The sequence below is a fragment of the Acidovorax sp. SUPP950 genome, assembly GCF_030158935.1.
Classification (GTDB): domain Bacteria; phylum Pseudomonadota; class Gammaproteobacteria; order Burkholderiales; family Burkholderiaceae_C; genus Paracidovorax.
Window position 1 is genome coordinate 81,544 of the sequence record NZ_BQXE01000001.1, and the last position, 19,725, is coordinate 101,268.

The window sequence follows — 19,725 nt, forward strand, 5'->3', positions numbered from 1 at the left end:
CGGTTCATATGGCGTAGGTTTCATAGTTCTGCGTGAGGTTGGCCAGGATGGGCCGCACGCGGCGGCCCTCCCGGATGGAGATGAGGCGCAGAGCTGCGCCAGGTGCTTTTTCAGTATTCGCTCGGCAACAGGATTGTGGTGACGCTCCTATCGCTTTCCGTGATGACCCAGAGACGGGTAGCGGCATCGACGCGATATGCCGACAGAATCCGCGCGCCCGAGCGCACCGCGTGATCGTTGCAGCGCTTGTCGTGCTCGCACAGATCACCCCAGTCGCCACGTTGGTGTCGACCGAGGATTCCGAATGCGCTGATGACTCCACTGAACAGGTACGGCGCGGCGCCCTGTGTCACCGTGAGTTCGCCAAGGGGGAAGAGCTCGGTCGTTGGGGCCGGGGCCGCGGTTGCGCCGCCGGCGGACGGCGCTATTTCGATGAGATGCATAGATCGCTCCAGTTCGGAGGGCATGCCCCCTGCGGGGCGTGTCCCCACAGGGTTAGTAAATGGCGTGCATTCGACCTGTCGGTCAAGCCGGCTGCTCTGCTGGCTGCGGCGCAGGCGACTTGGCGGCCGAGGCCTCCAACCGCGCGTAGTGCTCGCACACGTCGCGCTTGATCGAATCGAGTTGCTGCAGCGCCTGCTCGTGCTGGATCCGAACGATCGACTCGGTGCAGCGCGCCGGTTTCGATGCGAACACTGAGGCAGAAAAGTCTCCGCCGCCGGTGCCGAGGCCCATCCGATGCACCAGCGTCCGGTGTCCCGTGATTTGGTGCACCGTGGCGAAGGTGTTCAGCCGTCCAGAGGTGCTGTTTCGACAGGTGCGCAGATGCAGCATCTGTGCGTTCCCGAGCTCGAGCTCCGTGAATGCGGTCCAGCCGCTGCGGTCTTTGGTCATCCTTGTGTTCATGGTGGCAGTTCCTTGTCATGGATGCAGAGCCACCCCCCAGCGGGAGTTGCCCTGCTGGGTTGATGAAGTAGTGGTTGAAGTGCGCTCTTGCCGGCGTGAACCGGGTTGCACGTTTTCAGAGCTCAACGTGCTGAAACCATTGGTCTAGGTTCAAATGGTTTCCCTTGTCGGCCTGGTGCGCCAGGCGGTCAGGGGAACCCATCTGGATGGGTTCGTAGGCTGCTCGCTGGCAGCAAAGACGCGTGGTATGGCGAGGTCAGTCCGGCAACACCACGTCGGGTTGAAGCCGGCCGAACTTGTCATCCATGCGCCGCAGGATGTCTTTGGCTACGTCCTGCCAGACCTTTCCGTCGAACACCGCAGAATCGAACACTCTGGGGTCTGGCTCCTCCGCCACTTGCTTGGCGGCGGTGTGAACGGCATTGATGATGAATACCTGCACGAGCGGCCCTTTCGGGCTGAACTGCATGAGATCGTTGAGGAAGTCGATGTTGCTTTGTAGATTCATGGCTATCTCCTAGGGTTGGCGGGACAGCCACCCCCAGGGCGTACTGCCCACAGGGGTTGAAAAAAAAGGATGTCTCAGGCGATCTTCACGATCTGGCCGAGACGCGAATCTGGTGTGAACTCGATTGCGGTTATGACGGGGACAAATCGGTCGAGCAGCACCACGGTTTGTGATGCGTTGCCCTCGCTGTCGAACTCCACGTTCGTCGTTCGTTCCTTGCGCTTGAACGTGTCGCCCTTGATCAGGAAGACACGTCCATCCGCTGCTTCGATGCGCCCGACGACCTGGCCGGCCGCGAGGGCCAATGCAAGATGCCAAGGCGTCAGGTCGCGCAGCGGTGGACGGCATGTGCCGCAGCGCTGCGTGAAGTGCTGGTTCAGTCCTTCCCACAGCAGGCTCGTCCGGTAGCGCGCAAGCTCTTCCTGCAGCTGCTCTTCATCGATGCGCACAGCGTGGAAGATCTGTTCCTGCTCCGGCTGCGCCGGCGGGATCGCGTAGGGTTCGAGCTCCCAGGTGTCGGGCAGCATGGGCGCGCCCTCCTCCGAGGCCTGCGCTTCGATGAGCGGCTGCAGCGCCGCCTTGTTGGCGTATCCCGGTCGACACCGGGTCCCGATGACGACACATTGTTTGAAACGTCTCTCCGGCGCGGAGAACACGCGCAGGTTGGTGAAGTTCCTGGCCAAGTAGCCGCGGATCTCATCGTCCAGGGCGTAATGCGGAACGATGTAGACCAGCACCCCTCCATGAGCGAGGTACGGTACGGTCTTCCGCAGAAAAGTCCGTTCCAAGCGTTCGGCCTTTTCGTGCTCGGCCTGCAGCTGCCGCTGCGCGGCCGCCTCGGTCACTCCGTAGCCGTAGGGTGGATTGAGAAAGAGCAGTCCCATGCTGCGGGGGCGGACGATTACGTCATGCACATCGGCCTGAACCACGCGGTCGAGGACGCTCCGAGCATGCCGAGCTCGCTCGACGTCGAGCTCGATACCGTACGTTTCGATAGCACCGGCGCCGGCGGCGGGTTGGACTTGCAGTAGTTGCCGAAGGTCGGCCAAAGCGGTGCCCTCACCGCAGCAAGGATCCAGCATGCGAGCAGTGGCGTCCTCGGGCATGCGCAGGAGGTTGGCGACACGCTCGATCGTTGTCTCGTCGGTCGGGAAGTAGCCGTTCTTCACGAAATTGCGCGCCAGGCGCGCGAACATCAATGCCATGTTCGGTCCAGGAAAGAGAAAAGCCAGCCCGAGCGAACTCGGGACTGGCTTGTTGAAGAGGGGCGGCACCGAAGCGCCGCGGGGGTTTTAAACGTCGTAGCGTTGGGTCCACTCGCCGGTGGCCAAAGCGTTTTCGGCTTGTTCCTTCTTGCGCCAATACTCGAGAGACTCCCGCGTGAACGGGCCCCTGTCGGTATAGGTGCCAAGGTAAAAGCCCGCTGCCGAGCGGCACACCTCCAGTGGCAAGCGCTCACCGTACTGCCCGGCCATCAGGCCGAACTGTTGCTGCGCGTCATCGGTCTTTTCCATTGCTTGAGATTTCGTCATCAGATCGTTCCAGAGGTAGATGGATTGCTGCTGTGCCAGATCCGAGGTCGCCAATGCTTGTGCTTGCATGAGATTTCTCCATAGGTGAAAAAATCGGACAAGCGCGCCCCGGATGGGAGACGGCCCATCCGGGTTGGTGAAGATTCGTGCGACACTTTTCGGATGACCGATCAGCGCAACACATTCAGGGTGATTGAAGGCACGGCCCACGAGGATCTGGACATGGTCCATCTCCTCGAAGAGCTCGATGCGCGGGATGCGCTGCCTATCCTTCGCCAGCTTGCGCGGCAGAGGAAGGTGGCGGCAAATTCCGCTCTTGCAGTAGTTGAACCAGGCTCGCCGGCAGACCTTCAAGCAGCTCCAGACGTGCGTAGCACGCTCGGACCAGCTTGACGATCGAGCAGACATCTCCCGGTGCGACGGCTTCACGAAGAGCCATCAGCTTCTGGTAGTCGTCCTCGGTGCACGAGGCGATCCAGCGATTGAATGCAGCATGCACGCCGGCGCGCTGCTCGTTGCCCCAGTCCATCGACGGTAGCGGTGAGCTCATGGTGGTCTCCAAGGTTGCGGAGGCCACCGTCCCAAGGGGACGAGGTCCCCGAGGGTTGCAAAAGCGCGCTGCGCAAAAGGCGCCGCACGACGTACACGGTTGAAAAGATCGCGCCCTAGCGGAGGACCGCTATGTACATTCGCAGGGCTCAATGTGCTCGAAACCATTCCTAAATGGTCAGATGGTTTCCCACAGAAACCGCCGTCGCCGGCAGTCGCTCTGGGAACCCATCAGTTCCCGTTTCACAGTGCTCCAGGCCGCATCGAGCAGGCCAGCCATCGCAAGGAGCTCAGATGGCCAAGGAAAGGCGCGCGGGTCGGATTGGCTTCGCTCTCGCCGGTTTCCGCCTCATCGCAAAGCCGCTGCGCATCAGGTCGCAGCCACCCTGGTTCTCATGCCGCCGTGCGCATTGCTGCGCGCTGCGCGCTGTCCGGTGCACCCGAGTGGGCGCAATGGACAGCCCGCTGCTGGCGGGCTGTTTCTCGTCGTCAGGCCGTGGCCGGCATGAAGATCTGCTTGATCGGATCGAGCGAGTAGCCCAGCTGGCGGATCGCGGCGGACTGGGCACGAAGCACGGAACGTTCAACGGTTGGATCGAGTTTCACGGGCTCTCGCGCCTCGATGGACAGCCAAAGTTCCCCGAACAGGACGGCCATCTCGCGGTCGTCGGAATCGTCACGCTTCTCGACAGGCTCGGGCGCTGGCGGCGCAGGCTTCTTTCCGACCGTCGCGAGGCGCTCACGGAGCTTGCCGAGACGGCTCTCTTCAGGTGCAGGTGCGGTCACTGCGATAGGCGCCGGTGCAGGTGCAACCGCCGTGGCGACTTCGTCCACTGGATCCGGCTCAAGGGGTTCGTGGTCGTGCGGCCGCTCTCGCGCACCATCAAGCTGCAGGTCGTGCAGCCTGGCGCGGATCTCGGTCACGCCTTTCCCGAACGATATGTACTGGGCCAGGTAGATCTCGCTGATCCACACGGTGCCGGTGTATTCGCCGTCATCGAACTGATCGAGCAGCGCGTCCTTGACCTTGAATTCGCCGATGTCCGATTGCAAGTCTGCGACGCAGAAGTCGCCGTTGCGGCCGGTCATTTTCTTGATCCGCAGGGTCACGCCGGACAACTTGATCATGGGGGGGTGCTCCTCGTGAAGGGGGCACTCGCCACACGGGGCGCGGCCCCGCAGGTGATGAATGAAAAACACCCCGTGCACGTGACCGCGCAAGGGGTGTAAGTTTGATGTCGCCGGAGGTTTTCCAAGCCGCCGGAAATCCGACCGTCCCTATCGAGGTGTGCGTCAACGAGGGAGGGGATTGGTCTTCAAATGTGCCTCAGCCCGAAGGCGTGCGCGTCTCAGAGGCTCACGTGCCGCGCCAGAAAACTGGCCGCCGGCTTGTGTGACACCGGCAAACACTTGGAGCCGTGAGCATAGCGCAAAAGGGCGTGAATTCTTGTCTGTCTGGCGGAACTTCCCCTCGGAACCGCTAGCGGTTCCGAGGGGTGGTTCACTGCTTAAGCCTCCGCGGGTTCGCGGTGCTCAGCACGAGGTTGCCTGCCGCTCGCGATGGAGCGCAGAGGCTGCCGAGGCTGCTGCGCCGGCACTGCAGGCCGCGATTGCGGTGATACAGCGCGACGTTGCGCCATCGGCGTCACGGACGACCGCTGCTGCGGTGCGGCCGATTGACGAGGATGAGGCGCTTCCTGATCCATCTCTTCGCGCGCGGAGCGCTCGAAGTGCGTGGAGTCGGAGGCATCGCCATCCATAGGGTGATCGTCGCCCTGCGACTCTTCACCGACATGGCTCCCATCTTCGTTGGAAGGCCGGACATACACCTGCTCGCCGTCCACCTTGATGGAGTTGATCAGGATCAGTCTTCCCTTGATGAGCGTGGCCATTTCCTTATGCCCGGTAGGGCGTCCGGTTTGCTGGTCACGCACGTCTCGGTCGTAGAGGTGAGGATAGATGTCACTGATCTTGAAGCTCACGAGCACCTTGCGGCGTTCGTTCACCACATCCTGGAGACCGTCGATCAGATTGATCGCCTCCTCACCGCTGACGCGGAGGTCGAAGTAGGTGTAGTCGACGGCATCCGCCGAGCCACGCAATGCAGAGATGCTGCACGCGAGGAACGGTTCCGCCTTTCGTCCACGACCTTGCGTCTCCACCCAGCGAACGCGGTTGAGGTAACCGATACCGCTGGTGTGCAGGTTGAAAAACTCACGGGGTTGCTGTTGTGCAGTTTGCATGGTGTTGCTCCAAAGTTCCAAAAAAATGGACGAGGAGCGCAGACGCACACAACCGGGCCGTAAGGCTCGGATGGGGCGGCTGTGTCCCCATCCGGGTTACGAAAGACAAGTGCTCTGCATGGTGCCCGGGAGGGCTTCATGTGTGCGGCTCTCAAGAGCTCAGCCGCTGCGTGGTGCCTTTCGGCGGTTCACGGGTGCAAGACTAGCGCTACGCCATCGGTATCGTCAAACAGGGTTGACAGATGGCGTGGACTCGCTCGCGAGGTAGCGGTGCAAATCGCTGATGGTGATGGCATATACCTGCTTGAGCCTCGGCGCTTCGCGCACAAACTCCATCCAGCGCGCCTCCAACGTGACTTGCAGCGGTGCCGGCCGGAGAGCGATCTCGGAAGCGAGGCTTGTGATGAGGCACAACCTGAACAGCTCCATCACGAAGTAGCGTGCGGCATGTACGTTGTCGACGCGAGGGCTCTGTGTGACCTGGTGGGACGCCTGCGTCGCTATGAAGGCCACGATGTCGTCCACGGCCTTCAACTTCGCGAAACGGCGCCAATCACCATCTCCCGTGCCTCGGCCACGCGCTTCTCATGCTGCTTTTCGCCCACCGCATTGAGCTTTGCGGCCTTACCGCAGGCGCTCGCTGCGCGGTACAACACTTCCAGCGCTCTGGCCAGAGTCGTCCTGTCCTCGCCCGTGAGATCGAGCAGTCCTGGTTGGATGTTGCAGATCCCCGTGGCGAGGCGCCGGAACCGTGTGACATGCGCTGCCATGTCGCGACTCGTACCCAGTGACCGCGCAGTGCGCATTCCGGACGCACCTGAACACTGAGTCCATTTCGACCTGACCACTATGCCGGCACCGATGACAGATTGCCGATCCCACTGTCCAGGCGCTCCTCTAGGGCAGAATTCGGCCACTAGCGGTCGGTGGTGGCAGGTGAAAGCAGGCGTTAGCTCTCACTTCGCACGTGCTGCCACTCCCCGCTCTCAAAATCTTTGAGAATGGCGCAGACAGTCTCTCCAGCATCCACGATGACTTGCGACGCGTCTAGAGTCTCGACGTAGAACTCAAGGACAACGCCGATTACCTGTACAAGTTCCTGACCCTCCCCTAGGTCAACTTGCACATAGTGATCCTTGAGTTCGACTGGTTGCTTGTACGGCCCTCCGTCCGGGCGGTCCATGACATTGAGCTGTCTCGGAATCCACCAATGAAGTTCCTCAGTGACCGGCTCGCCGTCCTTGTTCAAGAACTGCATCGATGGGTCTGCGTTCACCAGCGCAGGGTTCTTCGCTGCTGCCGCCTTCAACCTCGCCTCCTGTTGATCGGAGGCAGGTCGCACGGCCAAGTGACACGTGATGGGGCGTTCTTCGGTTGAGACCGGGACGCGCGGAACCATGTTGATTTGGACCTTCCTGATTCGGCCCTTCCAGTCCGCAGCCGTTGGCTTCCGCAACAGCTTCAACGCCAATCCATAGTGCTTGGCGAAAGCTGCGGCGCCAGATTGGTACCCAGTCTTTGTGACCATGATGCCGACACAGTTGCCAATATCGTGCACGACCGCAAAGAAGTTCCGGGCCTTCTCCAAAGTCAGATTCGAAGCGTAGTTCTTGCACTCGATCAGGACCTTATGAGTAACGCCAGCCTGCTTGAATTCCCAATACACATCCACCTGATGTTCTACCCCGGACCGGCCTGCGATCGAGACGTTGTGTTGGACAGATACGGTGCGGTTGCCCTCCTCAGCAAGGATGGCTTGATATATGGCTTGCGTGAGCAGCTCGTACTCAATAGCTTCGGCGTACAGATTCGCGTCCATAGGTTCCTGTGAGAGCTAACGCAATTTCGACCGAAAAACCTGCGGGATAAACTGGACCCTGCGGGATATTCTGGACACTGATTCCTCTTGGAGTCCGCTTGCAGCATTGCCTTGCAGGCGATGACCTGTGCAAACGTCCAAGTATAAAAATTCCATGAAACCTGGCACGCGTTAAGTCAGCAAACCTTAGCCTGCCGTAGGCAGGCACCACGATTTCCAGCAGCCGCTACAGCAAACCAATGGTGACTTTCAGCCGGCACTTCTGAAAGGCGGCTTTGCGCCCACAGCTGTCCTCCGACTTTTCTTAAAGCAGACGTTCCATCCACTCAGAATGCGTCTATCCAACCCTGAGAGTCCATGTATTTGAGGAAGTCGTCCAGGCAAGAGCCGTCGACTTCAAGGGTTGCGAGATTGCCCCCTTTGTGATGTTTTTCGATGGCCTCAATGGAAAGCAACCCGGGAGCGCTCGCCAAGGATTCCGAGAGTGCAGCCGTCTCCTCCATGGAACCAGAGAAGGACCTACTTTTGTGCAGGTAGCGAGGGCCTATTTTCATCGGTTGGATGTTTGCAGTTGGCCGAAAGCCAGGCTGCTCCATCTGTTCGGTCGGAAGCTGCCTCAATGCGGAGAAAAGGCTTCTGCGCTCTAAGTTCGGATTGTGAGGTAGACAATTCCCAACACCTGAGGCGATGTATTTTTTGCCAACGTCGGTGACCAATTCCAGGGTTAATTGGAACCTCGTGCCAGCCTCTGAACTACCAATTGCACGCATCCCACTCATCGGCTCAAACTCAAGAGCCAACGAACCGAATACCAGCCATGTCTTTGGAAACCTATGCCCAGCCAAAAAAGCCGACAGAACCTGTGAATATGATTGCGCCCAATTTGAGGTAGATTCCGCACTGGGGTGCATGGCGAGCGGCCAGATTTTCAGGTTCAAACTCTTGAAATCGTTCTGCTCACATAGGAGACGCAATTTTCCGACCGCCCAGTATCCGCCAGCGTCGTTGTTTCGACTTAAAAACCAATGCACGAAGTCGTTGGCTACACCTTGCAATTCAGCGCGACGAGGCATGTGAGGGGATACAGCAGTGGTTTTTAAAGTACGGGAGAGGAAGAGCACGCGTCTGCTTATGGTCGACTAGAGCCGCTCTATGGAGCGGGCCAGCACCTCGGCAGGCCATGCGGAAAAATGGCCGCAGCCTCCAAGCTGCTCGTTGGGCCTGAGCAGAGTGCCGAGGACCGTGACTCGTTTGCCATGCCATCTCAGAAGCTGCTCTTTGTTGAATTGCAATGCGCCTGACCCAACACTCAGCCACACACTTGATGGCTCGAGCGGGCCGTCATCGTTCTCGGTGCGGCGTTCAGCCTTTGGGAAATGGTCGAGAGCCGTCCTCTCGAACTCGAAACGCAGAATGCCCACCACGGCAATGTCCTGGCCTGACAAAGTCGCCAATTCATCAAGCGCAGCGTTGACGGAAATCGCAGATTGCATCGAATTTGAAGAATGACGATGAATGACAGGTTGTGGCCGCTTGCGGCCGCTGACTGAGGATACCTGCTGTGGGTATTTATGGAGCCAGATTGACCGGTCACCATCGCCGGAATGCGCTGCGCAGCGAGTGGACATGGGTTCTTTCCTCTCTCAGAAAGAAAAAACCCACCTCCGGGCACAGCCTGGAGATGGGTTCGGACGATGCGGATGCAGCTGCTACTTTCCTGCAGCAGTGCGACGCACAGACGAAAGCGCTACCACGTTGGCGGTCTCGGCATGGGCCGGGCTCGCTGGGTGATGGCGCTCGACGCGGGCACGGCGAATCGCTGCCGCGATGTACCGCCCTGCCACCAGGAATGCATGCGCTGCGAACGAGATTTGCCCGCGGGCCCGGGCATACGCCCGCCCCGCGGCGCGAGCTCGCTCGAAGCGCATCTCCTGCCGACGTACGGTTTCAGCGGCCTTCAGGCATGCACCGATAGATGCCCTGCCCCATCCTCCGGCGCAGCATCGCCTGCTTCATCCTTGCGTTTTTCTCGCACTACGATGCGGCCAGCCATCGCTTGCGGGTACTGGCTCGGATCGTCATAGAGCTTGGCCAGCGGGAACCTCAGCATGGTCAGCGAGTGGCTGTAGCCTGTTGCAGCTGTGTCCTGATGCGTTGCGGCAGCTTCCTGCTGGCCTGCTGTATCCTGTGCTTGGCACTGCACCGTCACGTACCAGATCGCCTGGCCGCTATGCGGATTGACCTCGATGCAGCCATACTCCTGCCAGGTGTCGAACAGTCGGTCGTTCTTGGCCTCGCCCGGCACAGCCTCCTCGGGGGCATGGTCCTTGATCCAGTTGCGTACGCCATCGGCCAGGCGCTTGGCCACGAACCACATACAGCCGTCATGAACCCAGCCCGCCGCGCCCGAGCGGTTCAGCGGCAGCGCGGTGCCCGCGCGCAGCATGGCCTTCACCGCATTCATCAGCAGGTCAATGAGCGGGATCGCATTGCTGGTGGTGAACCGGGCCCGGCTACCGTGCAGCAAAGCCCGCTGGGTCGATGCCTGATCGGCGCGGCCGACGATGCTCGCTACCAGCCCATCCTTCGTGCCCGAGAGGAAGCGGGTCAGCGCCTCCAGCGTCTGCGGCCGGCGAGCAAGAAACGTTACCGCCGTGGCCGGCGCGATCTGGCCCAGAAGCGTCACCGCCAGGCGCGAATGCGCGCCATAGTCCCTTGTGGATTTCGGAGCGAACTCGACCAGGTATTCCGCCGCCCTGCCCTGCTCAATCCGCGTCATCGGTCCCCCGATCGGATTCCACCGGGTGCGCTCCGTCGCCCCAGGCGTGCGCCACGTGACGCGCAGATCCGTCATCGGCTTGGCGATGTCGTGCAGCAGCGCCGAGAAGAACACCACGTAGGTCCACTCGTCGCGCTCCGCGTCGATCTGCTCGATGGGCGCGCCCTCGGGCAGGAAGTGCCCGTTGCGCCAGGTCATGGCTGCCAGGAGCATTTCCAGGGTGTGGGCCAGCAGCCCGCCCACATGCGCGTGGTGATGGGCCTCGGACGCCGGCATCAGCTGCACCATCTCGGCGTAGCTGTGGATCGCGGGCAGCAGATCGCGCTGCCATACGCTTTGCGCCAGGCGCGACTGGCGCCACATGTCCTGCATCGCCTTGTCCGCGTTCACGCACGCCAGCAACTCGTCGGCGGGCAACAGACGCAGCCACCCCTGCTCCGAGCCCTCCACGGCGATGCGCCGCGGCGTGGTGGGTGTGGACGACCTGGCAACGGTAGGCGCCGTGGCGGGAATGGAGGCACGAGCAGGCATGCCCTGCCCCGCAAGCATTCGGCCTGCTGCATCGACCCATCGACTGCGAAGCCATTCGAGCGATCGCTTCATGCTGGCAGCACCAGCAGGTAGCGGGACAGTTGCTGCAGCCATGGCCTGGATGCCTGCCGGCTGTCATCGACGCAAAGCCAGTCCTGCTCCCCATGCGGCATCTCGATGAAGTCCAGCCAGCACTGCTCCAGCGGACTCCAGAAGCAAGCGGATGCCTCGGGCCGGTGCTCGTTGCCCCACCAGGCGCGCACACGCACCAGGTCCAGGGTTAGCAGATCCTGCACGATGGCAAGCCGGCGGGCGTGGGCCACCCGAAAATCCAGGGTTGCGGCAGCTTCACCGGGGATGCGGCAGACATGCCTGAGCAACACGTCACGCACGCAGATGTTGGGCGCTTGCCAGTCCTCCAGGTGGCGCTCCAGCCCATCGTAGCGGCCCAGCCATTGCAGCAGCCTCGATGTCCAGCTGGCCAGGCCCAGCGTGGATAGGTGCTGCACGATCGAATAGACCGCGTGAGCGTGGTCCAGTGCATCGCGGCCAGAATGTGGCCATCCCGCGTTCGGTGCGGGGTTGCTGTGCTGCGCCCTCAGCCGCGGTTGCTGCGGAGGAGTGGGTGGCGAGAATTCAGAGTCCAGTGCATCTTCCATGATGGCGAGGCACTGTAGAGACGATCTGTTGGGCGAGCTAGCGAGAACCGTTCGCGACATGGCGGAGGGTTTACGCTTGCTTGGCCGGCCCGGTTCTGCTACGCATGCGATGAAACAAGAAAGAAAGGGAATGAATGCAGACCATGAAACAATCGCCTGACATGAAGCAGCAGTTCGCTCAAACACTGCGACAGGCGATGGAAAACGCTGGCTATGCGGCCAAGCCCGCCGTGCTACAGCGCGAGTTCAACAGCCGACACCCGGCCGAAAAGCCCATCACGCTGCATGGCGTGCGCCGCTGGTTGATGGGAGAGACCATTCCCAGCTATCCCAAGCTGCAGGTGCTATCCGATTGGCTGGGGGTGCCTGTCCACGACCTTATGCACGGCACAACCGTCCCTTCAGGCAGGCCGACGAAAACGCCCAATCCGTCTCGGCCCATGGGTTATGAAGACCGGCAGGTAGTCGAGGCGTTTCTCAAGTTGCCCGCTGCACCACGTCGCATCGCGCGGGATGTGATACTTGCCATCGCCCGTGCGGATGAGGTCGGCAGATCTTCGTGATCGTGCGGGTTCCATCGACTAAAAAAGGGAGTTTCTTATGAGATTGAATCGTCTGGATCTGGCGGGCTTGGTTGTGGGTGCGATGCGTCCTGGGGCCGACATCGGTCCCGCGGACGTGCAGTCGGAGGGCAGTTACCGACGTGGCTACCAGCAAGCCATCGCCGAGGTGGCCGCGCAATTGCGCGCCGACCAGCCCGTTACCCCTGAACTGCTGGATGCCTGGGTGGAAGGCATCGGCATGCAGTGGCGGCATGGCAGCCCCCTCGACCGAAAGATTGTTGCGCCGGCACTGGTCGAGACTTGAAATGGGATGCCGCCGAAAGGCGGTGTCGATATGCTGGTGTTTCATACAGCTTCCTGGGGAGCGCCATGAATGCCATCGAGACCCGATACACCGTTGCCCTGCGCGACTGCCCTAGCCTTTCCGTGAGCGAGCGCATTGCGGCCGAGGCCGCCTACGCTCGCTCCCTGGAGCGCCTGCTCGGAGGACCGGAGTGCATCGTGGAAACCCTCGCATCCGTGCAGCGCATTCAGGAGCAGGAGGACGATGACGCCTCGCCCGAAGCCCGCGCACGGGCCCTGGCGACGATCAACCGCTGGGCGAAGGCGGCAGCGATAGCCCGCCAAGCTGGCCTGGGCGAGTTGCAAGGCGAGGCGAGGACGGCTACTTCGAGGTCCGGCTGGACTGACCACCGTGGACCAGATCGCCATCGCCATTCTGGGCGCTGCGGCAGCCTGGCTCTCGCAGTCCCGTGATCCAGCGCAAGCGCGGTGGGCCTGCTCTTCGGGATGCTGGGCCAGCCCTTCTGGTTCTATGCCGCCTGGCAAGCCAGCCAATGGGGCATCTTCGTGGTGTGCGTGCTGTACGCGATCGCCTGGATGCGGGAACTGTGGGTGCACTGGCTTTCGCCTCGGCGAGCAACGGGCGTGGAGACGATCCAGATTGCTCCAGGTCGGAAGCGTTGATTGCAGAGAAATGGCTTGCCACCGCGCTGAACCAATATCATCCGCAACCGATGATCGCCAACAAAAATGAAGTCCTCGCGGCAGCGCTTGATCAAACCAACAACTGGCTGGCATCGGAGGCCTTGGGGCCGACAGCATTCCAGATCCAACTGGTCACCCAAGCGAGTGTTAGGAATCTTGCCAGTCAGTTCGAGGCCGTTGCTGGTGACCGTCATGTGGATTGGAATTGGGAAAGGATTTTTTTCAAGAAGGTGCGGCACAAGGATGCGTGGATGTACGCGGTCATCAATGGCACCTCACCAAATGGGTTTTGCTACGGCAAGATCGAGGTGAAGGAAAAGTACGTGTCTTTGGAGTACCTGGAACGCGCTGCCCCTATCGCTGATTTGCAAGGTAGGATGCTTCAGATCGCGTTTCAGTTTGCGCGGACTGTCGCCTTGCTTCTGGACATCACAGAAGTTCGCTTGAATGAACCTTTTCCAGCTCTCGTCACCTACTACGAAGAGGCTTTGGGCGCGATTCGACATCCCGCCTCTGGCGAAGTACAGTACATGGCAGTAGAGGTGCAACCATGAAGAGAGTGCAAATATCATCTGGCGAATTCGTCAACGTCTCTGATGCGATGGCGCAGAAAGCTGCGCGCATCTTCGCCTCGGGCGCCTCAGTGCAAGCACGGATGCAAGCTGCGAAATTCCCTGAAGCGGCCCGCTCAGCTACAGCCTTGCTTGGTCGTGGGCGTGTGAAGTTGCGTGAAGATGAGTCAATCGATCAGACCTCCACCAACGGTCGGTACTATGGCGTTCGCACTGCCAAACTCCCCGGCCAACACTGATTTCAGGTTACTCCACCCCTTCGGCCCGCCTTGTGCGGGCTTTCTTCTTTCTGCTGCGACAGCGTTGTTGGCCAGGACTGGCGGGGGTGCTGCCGCGACCAAGCGTGGCATCTTTGCGCGTGCACTGACGCAATTCGATGGGGGCCCTAACAACTACCGATAGGCTGAGCCACTTGTCCAGCTATGGCTGAAGACGGCAAAGGTCACTCTGACGATGAGCTTGACGACTTTCTGAGCCATCTTGTCGTGCTACAGCAAAGAGCGCCATTCGGAATGCGGCACCCGGCCAGCAGCCGTCGATGACGATTGGGGCGTCTGAGTCGCGCGCTACTTGCGTGACCAGTTGTGCACCGTTACATAGGAGATTCGCTGGTTCGGATCAACTTCAAGTGGCGAACAGGCTCCTCCGAAGGAGACGCCGCTTGCAAGTTGGCCTTTGGGATAGTTCATCTCGTCACTATCGTCGAATTCAAGTGGCTGAACTCCATCGAGATCTTTCACTAATGTCCCGATTCCGAACCGGGTGAGGTACAACCCCTGGTACCGACCAGCTAACCCAATACAGTACAACTCTTCTTGCTCATTGAAGCTCAGGCGCACGTCTTCGCCGAAAAAAATGGTCCGAATCTTATTCATTTCGCTAGTGACGACAAAAGTCCGTCCTGTGGCTAGTTGAGCGTTTATCGGGACGGGGAGGTCCCTGGATCTAACGGCGCCATCTAGGAGTGAATCGAGCTCTCGTGCGCTCATGCCAAGGCGAAATCCAGCGGCCGACCGTCCGGCAATTATCGGTGCGCGTAAGTCAAGAAGCGTCATCGCTTGATTGTGGATTCAAAGTCTGCTTTGTAGTGCCGGGTTGACTCACATCCACTTCCGCTATGGGCCCACAGCGGTCCTCTGGCTTCACCCAAGCAGACATGGAGCATGGAACCTTTACACCCCGAGCCAGAGGTAAATGGTTCGGCTACGAGAGTTTGCGATGGTCGCTAGGTTAAGAATTTGGCTCAGACCATCAATGAACTCTGGTCCTCGGTCGTCGGGCTTTTCGAGCACATGCAGCCAAGTTTCTACGACACGTGGAACTTCGTTGGCAGACAAATGCGTCAGGGCTTCGACCAGCTTGGGCGGAAAGGCATATAGGAAAGTTGGCTCACTTTCACCACCCATCAATTCCCTGGCCATTGCTCCTAGAACTGCAGCTTTCATTCGCAGTTTTCCCAAGACCGTGGTTTCATGTGAATGGAAAACTAAATCAATGAGTTGGTGCCGCTTTGGGTCAAAAGGCTCGTTCAATAGCGTGGCCCAAAGTACAGAAAAATCCACGTCAGTGATGCCCTTCCATTCGAGAAGCTCAAATCTAGGTGGCGCTATCGATTTGGTCCCAAGAAGGCGTTTGTAGCGAAACGCATCGCCGCGCGACGAAACAAAGATGTCCCCCAGCATTTAGTCCCTTCAGATTGTCTGGTTGTGGCCGGAGGCTGTCTAGCCTCTACGGCTGAATATTGGCTGATGCAACGGACAGTCAAATGCAAGCTCGTCTTCGCTCCAACTTTCAACAGCGTACTCCGGTACAGCCAACGCTTGTCGAATTATCTGCTCTACAGTCGAGCCTCTAGGAGCGTGTATGACTAGGTCCATGGCACCAGCTGGGTCCGGACAGCTCGCACAGAACGAAAGCAGGTAGCCGTCAATCTGCCTCGAAGAAAACCCCTTTCCCGCGGGCTGAAGAACCGCAGACAAAGCAACCAACATTTCTTCGTGGCGCAATTTTTCCATCTGGGTTGCTTCATTAGAGGTCGAGCGTCAATGACCGGTTGTGGCCGGAGTCAGCATTACTCCACTCCAATCTGCTCGATAAAATCAGCCACCAATTCGGCCGCCTCCGCAGGTACGACTTGCAGCAAGCAGTGCGGAGCACGGAATATCCGAGCCCTAATGCTCTCAAAACATCGTTCAGCGTCAACCAATGCAGACGGTGGCACTAGACGGTCGTTTTCGGCTTGCAAGTACAGAACCGGCATCTGAAGAGCTTGCGCCTGGGCGCGCACATCGACGGAGACCACGCCGCGGAGCCTCGCACGAAATACTGCTGGCGGCACTTTGCCAAGAGCATCTCGCAGCATGGCGTGCAAACGAGGTGTCGCAAACTTACCAAATAGCAACGCGTTGATAAGTAGCGAAGGCGGTAAAGGCGCTGGTATCGAAATCAAGCTATTCAGCCAACGAAGGCCAGGTCGCGGGTTGCGAGCAAACGTGCAGCATAGAACGACGCCTACGACGCGCTACGGATGGGCGGCGGCCATCGCGATTGCCACTGGGCCGGAAAAAGACTCGCCAAGCAATACCACCGGGCCATGAGGCGGCAATTTAGTGTCGGCGAAGACTTGCAGGGCGGCATAGGTCTGCGAATCGCCAGATGTCGGATAGCCCAACACCGTCACTTTACACCGCTCGCCAAACGCCCTAATGAAAGGCTCGAAAAGCAGGACTGTTCCATCCAAGCCAGGAAGGAGGACTAGGGTGACAGGCTCTCTCGTTGACGAAGGTATATGCGCTTGCAACTCAGAAAAATGGTGAAAGGGCTTTTGGGGACCGATTCTGTCTCAGGTACGTATGTCCGCTTCTGGCCGATGGCTGCGACCTACTCATAGCTAACGGCCGCCGCAAGGGTTGGCAGTTCAGTCTGCATTTGAGAGAGGCACTCACGGAGCTGGTTAGCGCTAAATGGTTGTCGTAGCTCAAAGTCTGCCCACCCGACGAATCGCAGCCTAAGCGGCATTTCGACAAGCCCCGTGATGGCGTCCCAAAAGGCATTCCAATTCATGCCATACCAACCCGGAAAATCAAGCAACTTCATCAACTGCGCCTGCAGTTCTTCCGGAGTGGCCACTCCGCGTAGGTCTACCGTCACCTCATCTTTACGAACGGTCATTGTCAATCCTATCCACTTGGTTTCCCTCTCCACCAACCTGGATTTCGCGGCCGGACCTCTCCGCTATCCGACTTACTCTGTACGGGGGCCGCCCGTCCGCTTGTGGCCGGGTCCGGCCTCACGGCTGGCTGACTGTGTTGCAGTATCGCGCCGCTGAAGCAGCGTCTCCGCAACTCTATTGGTTACCGTGAAACCGTCTCCAAGCCTCGTCTTCCAAATTGCCAATCGGTTGGCCGCTCTCGTCTGCAATCGTGAGGTGCCGTTGATCGTTTCCGATGCTGGCTGCACCATCCAGCCCCAGCAGCAACGTGTACATCGTGTCGCGTATGACATTGTCAATGATGCATTCGACTTGTTTAAACTGAGTAGGCGTCAGGTTCAACGCAGTGATTTTCTTTGCGGTCTCGCTTGTGCCGTCGGCTGTTGTAAAGGCAGCGACCAGTTCACCTTTGAGCTGATACCAATTCGACACAAATTCTGATGCCTGCATTCAAACCCTCGAAAGTCCGCTTTTGGCCGGATTCTGCCTCAAGCCCGGCCGACTCAGTTGGGCCCATAGCAGCCCCTCTCTTTGCTCGAAAGCAGACGCAGGTCACCAGTCAAGCAACGCTAAAAATGCCCCACCACGGCTTTCCAACTAGGTCTGGAGTGGGGTTGTGGCGACTGTATTCCCAATCGTCCGCTGATAGACGGATTTCGGTGGGGGGCACATCGCTAAAGGTCACGAATGCATCGCTCTCCTCGACCCGCTGCATGAACACATCTTGGTCGTTCGCTGACCATGTGACAAAGGACTGATCTACTCCGTACGTGCTATGGCGCGACAGGTATTGAACGACTGCCATGTCCATTTTGTATTGCAGCCGGAGCCGCAGACGGATTGCAGGCCATCGATGCGCCTGTTCGTCGGCAGGGTGTAAGCGCAAAAGGCGATTGATCGCTATCTCGAATCTGGAGCCACGATCCTCCGTCCCCAGATGCGCATCAAATGCTAGACCGTCGCCGTCGGTATCGAGCACTGGGTACGCGGTAGCAATGGACCGGAACTGACTCATCGCAGTCAATGCGCTAGTTAGACGCAATGACTTAAGCAACAGGCCCTGTGCTTTGAGAAATGCCCGAAAGTCCTTCTCGACTTGTGGCGGAGCAATCTGCCCGTGAACTGTCATTAGTAGGTACTCGCCTGGAATGTCTGGAGTTGGCCGTCATTTGCCTTCTGGCGGTTCAACCCCGATGACTTTACGAAGGAGAGCGAGGTCAGGAACATCTGATTCAACCGCAAATAGGTCCTCTGAAATTCCGGTTGCGATGTCGGCAATGCTGATGATGAAGTCACGCTTGTACTGGCCGTGTAGGCGCCCCATGAGGCGCGCGATTCGTTCGACATCCAGGAACCATCCCTCGGGTTCGCGCCCGACGTCCGGAAGCGAAAGGTTAAGGCCGAGGTCCCACGACGGAAGGTCCCCGGCACAAAGCCCATGTTCGGAGCCTCGCTGGTTGACCACGACGGGAGCAGTAACACGCCAGCCGCCTTCTTTCGCCAAATCAACAAGCCGCTCTTCCAAAGAATCAGCAATTTCGTGAAGATCTGCGCCATCAACGTAGGCGAGCAGCATGTGTTTCGGCATGGAAGTAAATGTCTGGTGTTGGCCGAACACGGTCATCGCAGCGCCTAAGCCATCGCATCGCTCAAAGAGCGTCGAGCCACCCATGCGCGTCCATATGACCTATGAACGCGACAAGCGAGGCTCCGTTTACCTCAAGCTCGGCACGGTGACCTCCCTTTCGATGAGGCTCGATGGTGAGAACTGCGACGAGCCCCGGTGCGCTCTTCAACGCTGTAACGAGGGCCTCCCTCTCTGCATCACCAGAGGGGAAGGGATGTTGCTTGTGCAGGTAGCGAGGTCCAATTCTCATCACAGCGTCCGCTTCTGGCCGAATTCTGTTCGCTACGCCAAACGGAGGAACGGACAGCCGTACTCTCAACATCGCTCCGGGCTTGAGTGATTTGCGACTGCTGTTAGTACCTAGGGAACCTCTGCACGAATCAAAAATGAGCTGCCATGAACCATCAACTGCACTGCCTGCAGATTGCTCAAAGCTCGTAAGTTATTGCTTTGCTTTGATGCATGAGAGAAATTAGGTACCGCTGGAGACGGACTATCACGGGGCAAAGCGATTCGTGCGGAGCATCCCTAGGCTTCGTAGCCTTACTTCGACGGGCGAGCGGCGTCTATAAGACGGTCCACGTCGTCGTCTCGATGAAGCATAGGGACGAACTGCCAACTCCAGACGCCAATTCCTATGCGGTTTCCTGTGAGATTATCAATCGCGTATGGAATAAGACCCAGCTGCCAACTCATCTGCCTTTCGGAACCGTCACTATTCTTCGGATTTATGCGGTAAAGCTTGAATGCTGGCTGTGCAAGAGGACTGCGAGCAAGCCAAAAGCCGCCCAATGTGCGTGGCTCCAAAACCTCACCGTCTGCGGTCAGCGATGCTCCAAAAATTAGCAGGCTCCCATCGCCTGCGTAGTAGTCACCTTCGTCGTCCGTCGCCTCTACCTTGTAGCGTCCTGGCGCGAGGCCGTGATACCACGATGTGCTGCCGGCACCTACAGTCACCCCCGCAAAGTGCACCGTCTTGAACAGCACCACCTCGTGCGCATTCTCAGCCGTAACAACCTGCAAGCCCTCGCGCTGCTTGGCTGCGCAGCCACTCAAGCTAAATACAACAACCTGCGTGGCTAATATCAAAACTAGGCTCCGCATGGGTCTTATCGTTAACGACACTCTGCTGGCGGTATAATCTGAGGTATTCCGCAAAACCTGCGGAATAATTTCGACTATTTGGGATATTTTAGCCATTGGTTTATTTTCGAAGTGGCTTGCAGCATTTGGCTGCAA

27 protein-coding genes and 1 pseudogene are annotated in these 19,725 nt (G+C 59.1%); 6 read left to right on the forward strand and 22 right to left on the reverse strand.

Annotated elements, in window-relative coordinates; all coding sequences use genetic code 11:
* Positions 1–110: 110 nt before the first annotated feature.
* The 15 genes from AVME950_RS00390 to AVME950_RS00460 all read right to left on the reverse strand — a co-directional run bounded on the left by AVME950_RS00390 (position 111) and on the right by AVME950_RS00460 (position 11,376).
* A complete protein-coding gene (locus AVME950_RS00390; RefSeq protein ID WP_284428314.1) occupies positions 111–443 on the reverse strand; it encodes a hypothetical protein in 333 nt (110 codons plus the stop codon).
* 82 nt (positions 444–525) lie between these two features.
* Positions 526–906: a hypothetical protein gene (locus AVME950_RS00395; RefSeq protein ID WP_284428315.1), complete on the reverse strand. Its 381-nt coding sequence runs from the start codon at positions 904–906 to the stop codon at positions 526–528.
* 256 nt (positions 907–1,162) lie between these two features.
* The gene (locus AVME950_RS00400) at positions 1,163–1,414 is read right to left on the reverse strand and encodes a hypothetical protein (RefSeq protein ID WP_284428316.1); all 252 of its coding nucleotides are present in this window, start codon (positions 1,412–1,414) and stop codon (positions 1,163–1,165) included.
* 74 nt (positions 1,415–1,488) lie between these two features.
* Complete coding sequence (locus AVME950_RS00405; RefSeq protein WP_284428317.1) at positions 1,489–2,619, reverse strand: DUF6094 domain-containing protein; 1,131 nt, start codon at positions 2,617–2,619, stop codon at positions 1,489–1,491.
* Between the two features lie 87 nt (positions 2,620–2,706).
* On the reverse strand, positions 2,707–3,015 hold the full coding sequence (locus tag AVME950_RS00410; RefSeq protein WP_284428318.1) for a hypothetical protein: 309 nt from the start codon (positions 3,013–3,015) through the stop codon (positions 2,707–2,709).
* Positions 3,016–3,211: 196 nt separating this feature from the next.
* The gene (locus AVME950_RS00415; RefSeq protein ID WP_284428319.1) at positions 3,212–3,496 is read right to left on the reverse strand and encodes a hypothetical protein; all 285 of its coding nucleotides are present in this window, start codon (positions 3,494–3,496) and stop codon (positions 3,212–3,214) included.
* Between the two features lie 488 nt (positions 3,497–3,984).
* On the reverse strand, positions 3,985–4,623 hold the full coding sequence (locus AVME950_RS00420; RefSeq protein WP_284428320.1) for a DUF3275 family protein: 639 nt from the start codon (positions 4,621–4,623) through the stop codon (positions 3,985–3,987).
* 380 nt (positions 4,624–5,003) lie between these two features.
* The gene (locus AVME950_RS00425; RefSeq protein WP_284428321.1) at positions 5,004–5,738 is read right to left on the reverse strand and encodes a DUF3577 domain-containing protein; all 735 of its coding nucleotides are present in this window, start codon (positions 5,736–5,738) and stop codon (positions 5,004–5,006) included.
* 225 nt (positions 5,739–5,963) lie between these two features.
* Positions 5,964–6,263 carry a hypothetical protein gene (locus AVME950_RS00430; protein WP_284428322.1) on the reverse strand — a complete coding sequence of 100 codons (300 nt, stop codon included), beginning with the start codon at positions 6,261–6,263 and terminating at the stop codon, positions 5,964–5,966.
* Positions 6,264–6,268: 5 nt separating this feature from the next.
* On the reverse strand, positions 6,269–6,508 hold the full coding sequence (locus tag AVME950_RS00435) for a hypothetical protein (RefSeq protein WP_284428323.1): 240 nt from the start codon (positions 6,506–6,508) through the stop codon (positions 6,269–6,271).
* 179 nt (positions 6,509–6,687) lie between these two features.
* A complete protein-coding gene (locus AVME950_RS00440) occupies positions 6,688–7,557 on the reverse strand; it encodes a restriction endonuclease (protein WP_284428324.1) in 870 nt (289 codons plus the stop codon).
* A gap of 326 nt (positions 7,558–7,883) precedes the next feature.
* On the reverse strand, positions 7,884–8,678 hold the full coding sequence (locus tag AVME950_RS00445) for a hypothetical protein (RefSeq protein WP_284428325.1): 795 nt from the start codon (positions 8,676–8,678) through the stop codon (positions 7,884–7,886).
* Positions 8,679–8,696: 18 nt separating this feature from the next.
* Entirely contained in the window at positions 8,697–9,185 is a 489-nt protein-coding gene (locus AVME950_RS00450) for a hypothetical protein (RefSeq protein ID WP_284428326.1), read from the reverse strand.
* 329 nt (positions 9,186–9,514) lie between these two features.
* Positions 9,515–10,939, reverse strand: a complete 1,425-nt coding sequence (gene mobH, locus AVME950_RS00455) for a MobH family relaxase (RefSeq protein ID WP_284428327.1) — start codon at positions 10,937–10,939, stop codon at positions 9,515–9,517.
* Complete coding sequence (locus AVME950_RS00460) at positions 10,936–11,376, reverse strand: hypothetical protein (protein WP_284428328.1); 441 nt, start codon at positions 11,374–11,376, stop codon at positions 10,936–10,938. The genes mobH and AVME950_RS00460 overlap by 4 nt, the downstream gene beginning before the upstream one ends.
* 311 nt (positions 11,377–11,687) lie before the next feature.
* Between AVME950_RS00460 and AVME950_RS00465 the strand changes: the two genes are divergently transcribed.
* From AVME950_RS00465 to AVME950_RS00490, 6 genes and pseudogenes are all read left to right on the forward strand, one after another.
* Complete coding sequence (locus tag AVME950_RS00465) at positions 11,688–12,089, forward strand: XRE family transcriptional regulator (protein ID WP_284428329.1); 402 nt, start codon at positions 11,688–11,690, stop codon at positions 12,087–12,089.
* A gap of 37 nt (positions 12,090–12,126) precedes the next feature.
* On the forward strand, positions 12,127–12,393 hold the full coding sequence (locus AVME950_RS00470; RefSeq protein WP_284428330.1) for a hypothetical protein: 267 nt from the start codon (positions 12,127–12,129) through the stop codon (positions 12,391–12,393).
* 65 nt (positions 12,394–12,458) lie between these two features.
* Positions 12,459–12,845, forward strand: coding sequence for a hypothetical protein (locus AVME950_RS00475; RefSeq protein WP_284429601.1), 387 nt, complete (start codon positions 12,459–12,461; stop codon positions 12,843–12,845).
* Positions 12,775–13,055: pseudogene (locus AVME950_RS00480) on the forward strand (hypothetical protein). Before AVME950_RS00475 ends, AVME950_RS00480 begins: the two are co-directional and overlap by 71 nt.
* On the forward strand, positions 13,052–13,630 hold the full coding sequence (locus tag AVME950_RS00485) for a hypothetical protein (protein WP_284428331.1): 579 nt from the start codon (positions 13,052–13,054) through the stop codon (positions 13,628–13,630). The pseudogene AVME950_RS00480 and the gene AVME950_RS00485 overlap by 4 nt, the downstream one beginning before the upstream one ends.
* A complete protein-coding gene (locus AVME950_RS00490; protein ID WP_284428332.1) occupies positions 13,627–13,887 on the forward strand; it encodes a hypothetical protein in 261 nt (86 codons plus the stop codon). Before AVME950_RS00485 ends, AVME950_RS00490 begins: the two co-directional genes overlap by 4 nt.
* Positions 13,888–14,214: 327 nt before the next feature.
* Here the strand turns inward: AVME950_RS00490 and AVME950_RS00495 are convergent, their stop codons facing one another.
* The 7 genes from AVME950_RS00495 to AVME950_RS00525 form a co-directional block, all read right to left on the reverse strand.
* Positions 14,215–14,703 (reverse strand): hypothetical protein, encoded by a 489-nt coding sequence (locus AVME950_RS00495; protein ID WP_284428333.1) that lies wholly within the window; start codon positions 14,701–14,703, stop codon positions 14,215–14,217.
* A gap of 117 nt (positions 14,704–14,820) precedes the next feature.
* A complete protein-coding gene (locus AVME950_RS00500; RefSeq protein ID WP_284428334.1) occupies positions 14,821–15,330 on the reverse strand; it encodes a hypothetical protein in 510 nt (169 codons plus the stop codon).
* Positions 15,331–16,528: 1,198 nt separating this feature from the next.
* Positions 16,529–16,819, reverse strand: a complete 291-nt coding sequence (locus tag AVME950_RS00505) for a barstar family protein (protein WP_284428335.1) — start codon at positions 16,817–16,819, stop codon at positions 16,529–16,531.
* Between the two features lie 175 nt (positions 16,820–16,994).
* On the reverse strand, positions 16,995–17,309 hold the full coding sequence (locus AVME950_RS00510) for a hypothetical protein (RefSeq protein WP_284428336.1): 315 nt from the start codon (positions 17,307–17,309) through the stop codon (positions 16,995–16,997).
* Positions 17,310–17,418: 109 nt separating this feature from the next.
* Positions 17,419–17,988: a hypothetical protein gene (locus tag AVME950_RS00515; protein ID WP_284428337.1), complete on the reverse strand. Its 570-nt coding sequence runs from the start codon at positions 17,986–17,988 to the stop codon at positions 17,419–17,421.
* A gap of 36 nt (positions 17,989–18,024) precedes the next feature.
* Complete coding sequence (locus AVME950_RS00520) at positions 18,025–18,483, reverse strand: hypothetical protein (RefSeq protein WP_284428338.1); 459 nt, start codon at positions 18,481–18,483, stop codon at positions 18,025–18,027.
* Positions 18,484–19,029: 546 nt separating this feature from the next.
* Positions 19,030–19,686 (reverse strand): hypothetical protein, encoded by a 657-nt coding sequence (locus AVME950_RS00525; protein WP_284428339.1) that lies wholly within the window; start codon positions 19,684–19,686, stop codon positions 19,030–19,032.
* Positions 19,687–19,725: the final 39 nt, after the last annotated feature.